Annotated in this window: 5 protein-coding genes and 1 pseudogene; all 6 read right to left on the bottom strand. The window is 53.4% G+C overall.

Annotation, left to right across the window (positions count from 1 at the left end):
• Window positions 1-163: pseudogene (locus tag VB144_06560) on the bottom strand (group II intron reverse transcriptase/maturase).
• A 142-nt stretch (window positions 164-305) separates the two neighbouring features.
• Window positions 306-1,559, bottom strand: a complete 1,254-nt coding sequence (locus VB144_06555) for a sugar ABC transporter substrate-binding protein (GenBank protein ID MEA4883304.1) — start codon at window positions 1,557-1,559, stop codon at window positions 306-308.
• A gap of 149 nt (window positions 1,560-1,708) precedes the next feature.
• Window positions 1,709-2,575: a carbohydrate ABC transporter permease gene (locus tag VB144_06550; GenBank protein ID MEA4883303.1), complete on the bottom strand. Its 867-nt coding sequence runs from the start codon at window positions 2,573-2,575 to the stop codon at window positions 1,709-1,711.
• 15 nt (window positions 2,576-2,590) lie between these two features.
• Entirely contained in the window at window positions 2,591-3,508 is a 918-nt protein-coding gene (locus VB144_06545) for a sugar ABC transporter permease (protein ID MEA4883302.1), read from the bottom strand.
• A gap of 381 nt (window positions 3,509-3,889) precedes the next feature.
• Complete coding sequence (locus VB144_06540) at window positions 3,890-4,096, bottom strand: hypothetical protein (protein ID MEA4883301.1); 207 nt, start codon at window positions 4,094-4,096, stop codon at window positions 3,890-3,892.
• Between the two features lie 35 nt (window positions 4,097-4,131).
• Window positions 4,132-4,351: ATP-binding protein (locus VB144_06535; protein ID MEA4883300.1), on the bottom strand; the 220-nt coding region annotated here is incomplete at its 5' end.

The raw sequence follows: 4,351 nt of genomic DNA, 5'->3' as shown, positions 1-4,351 counted from the left end.
CCTGTAGAACAGCTTGCTGAATGAAACGGTCCAATGCGGTGGGTATCCCCAGAAGTCTTACGCCTCCGCCCGGCTTCGGGATTTCGTGCCGGCGTACAGGGCTTGGCCTGTAGGTCCCACTGAGCAGCGATTGCTTGAGCTCGGCCCAGTGGACATGCAAGTATGGCGGACACCCTTGCCTTAAGCTATGGCTACTGCTGCTCCACCATCGGGGACTTTCACCCCTTAGACAACGATCATGCCGGGCGCACATGGAGGGGCGCCGCCATAAGGCTGCGCCCCCGCTCTAGTTTCACATAACAGGACTACTTGAACAGGGTATCGTTTGCGATCTTGTCGATTGCCGCTGCAGCCTCAGCAGGTGAACGCTGTCCAAGCCATACTGGCTCAAGCTCGCGCTTGACCACGATATCCCAATACTCCTGACCCTCAGGGAAGATTGGGAACACCTTTCCATACTTGAACGCATCAAGGAAGTACTGCCGATGATCTGGCGCCTGGCTGAGGAAGTCAGGCTCACTTGCGATGCTCTTCAGAGCAGGAATGCCCATGTTGGTCTTGGCCGCGATGCGCTGACCCTCGGGTCCGCCCACGAAGGATACGAACTTCCAGGCTGCGTCCAGGTTCTTAGTCCCGCGAGGAACGATCCACAGGTTAGTCCAAATGCGGCTTGCTGGCCCCTTCTTGCCGACTGGGTTAGGCACAACGTCCCAATCCAGGTCAGCCTGGGCAGCGAATTTCTGAGTTCGGGATACACCGCCAATGTACATGGCGAGCCTTCCAGTCCTGAACAGATCCTCTTCCCTGCCAAGGGACTGGGCTTCAGGAATGGTGGGGCACACATGATACTTCAGACGGAGGTCCACCAGGAACTGCAGCGCCTCGACGGATTCCTTGTTGCTCAGCGCCGACTTGGTATAGTCAGCGTTCAGGAAGTCGCCGCCGTTCTGCCACATCCAGTGAATGAAGCTGTCCGCATAGCTCTCGTAGTTGAATCCGAAGTGCTCCGCCTTGCCATCAGGCCCAAAATGGGTGGTCTTCTTGGCAGCAGCGAGGAAATCATCCCAGGTCCAACCGGCCTTAGGATACGCCACTCCATGCTCGCGGAATATCTTCTTGTTGTAGTACAACACGTTGGTTGTCACGTCACGCGGAAGTGCATAGTACTTGCCCTTGTACATCAATGAAGGCTTCACTGTATCAAACAGATCTGTGACGGGGTACTGTGTCTCCATGTACTTCGTCAGGTCAGTCAGAGCGCCCTTGCTAGCAAAGGTGGCCAGCTTATCCATGCCCAGCATGGCAACGTCTGGCGCCTTACCGCCAACGATCATCGTGAGGAGCTTGTCGTAGAACTCTTTAGAAGGAACATTGATGTAGTTGACTTCGATGTCGGGGTACTTCGCGTTGAACTGCTTCTTCATCTCAACCAAGGAAGGATTGTCGATGTCCCACCAAAACATCACGTCGATCTTGGTCTTAGCAGCGGAAGCGCCGACACCGAAAACAGCCAAGATCGTCGCGGCAATGAGAACGATACTCCAGACTCTCTTCTTCATAGATAGTCCCCCTCCTCTTGACTTGTGCATAAGATCAGTCCTACCACTCAGACCCGTTGCACCCAAGTCTTCCGTTCACCACCTCCAAAACGACTCACGATCTCTGTTGCGTGACACGGGCTGGAAACACTCCGTCAGATCTGGACTCGTTATCGGCCACCCATGCCGGTCATGGCAATGCCACGAGTCAAAAAACGCTGGCTGAATGCGAACAACACCACAAGAGGAATCACAGAGATAATAGTGCCTGCGAGAAGCAGTTCCCATTCGGTCTTGGTTTGGCTTCTGAAGAACGCAAGACCCACCTGTACGGGATACTTTTCGTACGTGTTGAGCACTATCAGGGGCCATAGGAACTCATTCCATGTGTTCTTAAACGAAAACACGGCAACAGTCGACAGCGATGGCTTCGCAAGTGGCACCATGATGTTCCAAAAGCTCTGCAAGCGGGTGCATCCGTCAATTCGCGCCGCTTCCTCAAGTTCGTATGGAACCGTGAGGAAATACTGCCTCATGATGAACGTGCCCAGGACATAGATGAGCATCGGAAGACCAACACCCCAGTAAGTGTCGATAAGCCCAAGGGTGCGAACTATTAGGAATCGTGGAATCATAGTAACCTGGCTCGGGAGCATCATCGTGCCCAAGTAAACCAGGAAAAGAGCATCCCTCCCGGGGAACTCCATTCGAGCAAATGCGTAAGCTGCCAGCGCAGCCGTGGCCACCTGAATTATCATTATCACCGTAGAAAAGCAGAAGGAGTTCAACCAGAACCGCATGAGCGGCACTGCGTGAAGCGCATCTCGATAGTTTTGCCACCATACCGGGTTGGGTATCCACTCCGGGGGAAACGTCAGAAGCTTGCTCGGGTGCTTGAGGGACGACGAGATCGTCCACGCGAACGGTATGAGCATCACTATGGAACCAGCTATAAGGATTACATAGGCGATTGTATTGTTAATGCGCCGTCGTGTCTCCTTAAGCGACCTATATGAACGTGGTTTCGTGGAAGCCATCTGCATCGCCCCCGTCTACTCGTAGTTGACCCAGTTTTTTTGGAGTTTGAATTGAATCAATGTGAAGACGAATATGACTGCAAATAGGATGATCGCAGCTGCCGATGCATACCCCATCTTGAAGGACCGAAATCCCTTGGTGTATATGAAATAAACCAGTGATTCGGTGGACCCCCACGGTCCCCCTTCAGTCATCACGTACACCTCTTCGAATATCTGGAAGGCTCCGATAATCCTCAGAATAACGACAAGGAAAGTTGTGGGCGACAGAAGAGGCAGAGTGATCTTCCAGAACTTCTCCCATCCGCTCGCTCCATCCACCTCAGCAGCCTCATATAAGTGCGCAGGTATGCCCTGCAATCCTCCGAGAAATAGGACCATATAATAGCCCACGTAATGCCATGTGTTCTCGATTATGACGGCTGGCTTAGACCAGACAGTGTCGTATATCCATCCCGGCGGATTCTGAACGCCAACAAGGTTCAGAAAGTAGTTGAAGAGCCCGCGATCTGGGTTGAACATCCACACCCACACCACTGATATCGCCACCGTTGACGTGACAACAGGCATGTAGAATGCCGTTCTGAAGAATGTTATGCCCTTCAATTCCTGGTTCATCACTATGGCAAGCAATAGAGAGATGACGGTCCCAATCGGTACAATTCCTACTACATAGTAAAGCGTGTTCACTGCCGCACGCTTGAAATCCGGATCGTTCGTGAACAACTTCACATAGTTGCTGAAGCCTGCGAACTTGGGCGGCGACAGAAGGTCCCAGTCCTGAAAACTAAGCCAGACCGCCACCCCAGCTGCGAAAACATACACCAATGCCCAAACTGCAATGTTCGGTGCAAGGAAACCCCATGCAGCCAAGGTCTCCCGAGTTCTCATACTTGCCCCTTTGTTCTTGAGTCTGCGATTTTTCTGAGACACCAGCGGATCTCCCCCAGTTCATCAGATGCTTCTGTTCATCGAGACGTATAGCTTATGACGATCACCTCGGTACACTGACCGAGTGAACTCCACAGGCCTCCCCATCGAATCATACGTAAGCCGTTCCACTCTGATCACTGGCGAGTCATCTGATCTGTTGACAGTCTGCGCAAGAGTTCCACTGTTCTATATATTTGATATAAACAATATAACTCCTGCCGGTCCGAAATAATTCTCCATAGGGCCTGTGCGAGTCGGGGACTCCCACCCGCTAGGCAGCAATCATGCCGGGCGCACAAAAAAACCCCGCCCGGGGCTGGGCGGAGCTGGGCCAGACGCGGCCGGGCTGGGCATCCGAATCTCTTTCGATCACACAGTGGCCTACGACTTGCCTGCCGCTTCGCCGATGGTAGACTTCAGGCCGGCCTGATCCGCGTGCTGTCCGTCCGAGAACAGCTTGTTCGCCAGAAGCGCGGGGATGAACAGGTCAAGGTCGCCCACAGTCGTGTAGGCGCCGGAGAAATGGCGATCGCTGTGATGTGCCCTGAACATGGACTCTACTGCCTCGATTCCCGCGTGTTTGTGCATCTCGTATCACACCTATTCTGATGAAATTGAAGGATCTACGCGAGGTCGACATCGAACCAGAACACAACTCCACCGTCGACGTTCTCGCACCCGCACTCGTTGCCGTGAGCCTTCTGGACTGCTTTCACGATGCTTAAGCCCAGCCCTGTGCCTCCGTGGCTGCGCGTGCGCGCCTTATCGATCTTGTAGAAGCTGATCCAGATCGAATCCATACATTCCTCAGGTATGTGTTCGCCGGTGTTGAACACGGACACT

The organism is Clostridia bacterium, assembly GCA_034926675.1.
Classification (GTDB): domain Bacteria; phylum Bacillota; class DTU025; order DTU025; family DTU025; genus JAYFQW01.
Note: the sequence above shows the minus strand (reverse complement) of the source record. Positions and strands in the feature narration are given on the sequence as shown.